The 3,377-nt window shown below is 68.0% G+C and carries 3 protein-coding genes; 2 read left to right on the top strand and 1 reads right to left on the bottom strand.

Annotation, left to right across the window (positions count from 1 at the left end):
* On the top strand, positions 1 to 462 hold a 462-nt coding region (locus tag AC31A1_RS48945), incomplete at its 5' end, for a nuclease-related domain-containing protein (protein ID WP_489659519.1).
* Between the two features lie 562 nt (positions 463 to 1,024).
* Here the strand turns inward: AC31A1_RS48945 and ligD are convergent.
* Positions 1,025 to 1,906, bottom strand: a complete 882-nt coding sequence (gene ligD, locus AC31A1_RS48940) for a non-homologous end-joining DNA ligase (RefSeq protein ID WP_489659518.1) — start codon at positions 1,904 to 1,906, stop codon at positions 1,025 to 1,027.
* 78 nt (positions 1,907 to 1,984) lie between these two features.
* Here ligD and ku point away from each other — a divergent pair, with 78 nt between their 5' ends.
* Positions 1,985 to 3,034: a non-homologous end joining protein Ku gene (ku, locus tag AC31A1_RS48935; RefSeq protein ID WP_489659517.1), complete on the top strand. Its 1,050-nt coding sequence runs from the start codon at positions 1,985 to 1,987 to the stop codon at positions 3,032 to 3,034.
* Positions 3,035 to 3,377 lie beyond the last annotated feature (343 nt).

Below are 3,377 nucleotides of genomic sequence, written 5' to 3'. Positions count from 1 at the left end.
GCCCTGACCGCGGAACAGGCGGTAGGCGAAGCCCTGGACGCTTTGGACGGCGCAGGCTGGCACGCCCTCCACTCCATACCCCTCCCCGGCGGCGACCGCCTCCACCACCTGCTGATCGGCCCCGGCGGCCTCTTCGCCCTGCACACGCTCTACGCCCGCAAACAACGCGTCCAGATCACCGACCCCATGGTCAGCCTGGGCCGCCGCGACCCCCTCCCGCTGCTCCGTCGGGCCCGTTCCGACGCGGCCCGCGCGTCGTACGCGCTGACGGCCGAGGTCCACCCGGTCCTCGCCCTGTCCGGCCCGGCCGACGTGAGGGTGACGACACCCTTGCGCGAGGTCCGCGTCCTCCAGGACACGGAGCTGTCCGGACTGGCAAGGACGGGTGGGGTGTTGAAGCCGGCGGATGTGGAGGCGTTGCACGCGATGGCGCGGGACCGGCATACGTGGGGGAGGGTTTGAGGCTTACTTCCTCGGCGCAGGTGCGCACCTGCGACCAATGCGGCGGAGTTGTCCGCACCCTCTTGGGGCGAGTTTGTCGCGTGTGTCTTCAAGTGGACGTCGGGCCGCCCGCTTCTTGGCCAGTGTCGGGCTTCCACGGCCCGAGTAAAGGGCGCTCCGCTCCGCTCCGCGTCGCCTTCGGCGATGGCCCTGCGGGCCACCCTTGACTAGGGCCGCTCCAGCCCGTTGGAGAAGCGAGCGGGCGGCCCCGAGGGATGGGTGGCCAGGTACGAATCCCCTTGCCTGTACTGCGTTCTGGTCCGGTGTGGTGGGGGCGCGTTCGCGTCTCGCCAGCACGCAGCGGACGTAAGGGGCCCTCCCCTGGGCAACCGCCTTTTCGGGGCCGCCCGCTCGCTTCTCCAACGGGCTGGAGCGGCCCGAGTCAAGGGTGGAGCGAAGCGGAATCGCCGAAGGCGACGCGGAGCGCCCTTTACTCGGGCCGTGGAAGCCCGACACTGGCCAAGAAGCGGGCGGCCCGACGTCCACTTGAAGAGAGCGATGCGTATCCCCACGTAACCTCTCATCAAGGCAGAGCTCCCGCTCGTCCGGCGTCGAGCAACGGTCTCAGCAGATCGCCGTACTCAAGCAGCCGTACCCCCAACTCCCTTGCGATGAAAGTGAGTTGATCCGGGTTCCCGCACGTCGACACCTCCTCCCACGTCACCGGCGCCGACACACACTCCGCCGCCCGAGCCCGCAACGTATAAGGCGCGGCCGTGGTCTTCCGTGCAGCGTTCTGACTCCAGTCGACGAACACCTTCCCGGGCCGCAGACTCCGTGTCATCCGGTGGACGACAAGCCGAGGTAGAGCCGCCTCCGCCTCCACGGCCAACGCCTTCGCGTACTCGACGGCCCGCTCCGAAGGCACCGGCGTCACCCCCGCCAACAGATGCAACCCCTTCGCCCCGGACGTCTTGACGTACGCCTCGATCCCGTCCGCTGCCAGCCGCTCCCGCAGCCACACCGCCACCTCACAGCACTCCACGACGGTCGCGGGCGCCCCCGGATCGAGGTCGAAGACGAGCCGGTCGGCAAGACCGGGCGCTCCGATCACCCACTGCGGCGTATGGAACTCGGTGACGAGATTCGCCGCCCACATCAAGGACGCCAGATCCTGCACGAGCACCATCCGCGCCGGCCCCTCCGACCGAGGCACTTCGGCCGTGGTGACCCAGTCGGGCGTACCCGGAGGCACGTTCTTGGTGAAGAACACCTGCCCCTCGGGCCCGTCCGGATATCGCAGAAAGGACACCGGCCGGTCGCGCAGATGGGGCAGCAGAACCTCGGCGGTGGTCGCGTAATAGTGCAGGACCTCGCCCTTGGTGAAGCCGGTCGCCGGGTACAGCACCTTGTCCAGGTTGCTGAGCGCGACCCTTCGCCCCTCCACCTCTGTGATCGGCGTCATACGATGAGAATCCCACGGAAACGTGACGAACCGGACGCGAGTCCGGCGTGAGCCGAAAACGGAAGGCGGGTGCGGCAGGTGCGATCCATATGGAACGGCGCCATCTCCTTCGGCCTGGTCAGCATCCCGATCAAGCTGGTGAACGCTACCGAGAGCCACTCCATCTCCTTCCGCCAGATCCACACGGAGGACGGCGGCCGTATCCGCTACCGCAAGGTCTGCGAACTGGAGGACCGGGAGGTCGCCCAGGCCGAGATCGGCAAGGCGTACGAGGACGCGGACGGCACGATGATCCCGATCACGGACGACGATCTGGCGCAGCTGCCGATCCCGACGGCGAAGACGATCGAGATCGTGGCGTTCGTGCCGGCCGACCGGATCGACCCGCTCCAGATGGACGCGGCGTACTACCTCTCCGCGAACGGCGTCCCCGCGGCCAAGCCGTACACCCTGTTGCGCGAGGCGCTGAAGCGCAGCCAGAAGGTGGCCATCGCGAAGTACGCGCTACGAGGCCGGGAACGCCTCGGCATGCTGCGCGTGGTCGACGACGTGATCGCCATGCACGGCCTGCTCTGGCCGGACGAGATCCGCGTCCCCGAGGGTGTCGCCCCCGACACGAACGTCACCGTCCGCGACAAGGAACTCGACCTCGCGGACGCTCTGATGGACACGCTGGGCGAGGTCGACCTCGCGGATCTCCACGACGACTACCGCGAGGCGGTCGAAGAGATGATCACCGCGAAGGCCTCCGGCGAACAGCCCGCGACCACCCCGTCCCCGGCCCCCGGCGCAAAGGTCCTGGACCTGATGGCGGCCCTGGAGAAAAGCGTCCGAGAGGCGAAGGAGTCCCGAGGCGAGGAACCGGAAGCCAAGGAACCGGAAGCCAAGGAACCGGAAACAAAGGCCGAGGTCAGACGCATCTCCCCCCGAGCGACCCCCAAACAGGCCCCCGGCAAGAAGTCGACCTCCGCGGCCACGAAGAAGACGACAAGGGCGAAGAAGTCCCAGTCCGAGTCCCCGGCGAAGAAGCCGACACGCGCAACCAAAAAGACAACAGCGACGAAGTCCACCGCGACGACGAAGAAGCCCCCGGCAAAGAAGGCAACTCCCCGCAAGCGAACAGCTTGAGCCGCAGCTTCCTTGCGGGGTCGGAGCTTCCTTGCGGGTTCTCACGCAGCGCTAACCAACTCGCCCGCATGGCAACGAAGTTGACCGCGACGACGAGAACCTCCGGCGAGAAGGCGGCTCCCCGCAAGCGAACGGCTTGGGCTGCAGCTTCCTCGCCGATCCCCGCCCAGGGTCACCCTGCCCACCACCACGACTGCCACCAAGCCCACCGCGACCAGAAAGAAGGCCACCGCGACCGCCAAGAAGAGCCCGGCAAAGAAAGCAACTCCCCGCAAGCGCACGGCCTGAGCCTCGCCCCGCGCCGCAAGCTCCCAGCCTGAGTTGCGCCCCCCCGCAAGAGAAC

It is taken from the genome of Streptomyces sp. P5F9, from assembly GCF_057961495.1.
The sequence above is the reverse complement of the archived record's forward strand: the minus strand, read 5'-3'. Positions and strand labels throughout refer to the sequence as shown.

Excerpts from the sequence above, each read along its gene's own strand:
- ligD (WP_489659518.1), bottom strand. The coding sequence starts at position 1,906 with ATGACGCCGATCACAGAGGTGGAGGGGCGAAGGGTCGCGCTCAGCAAC.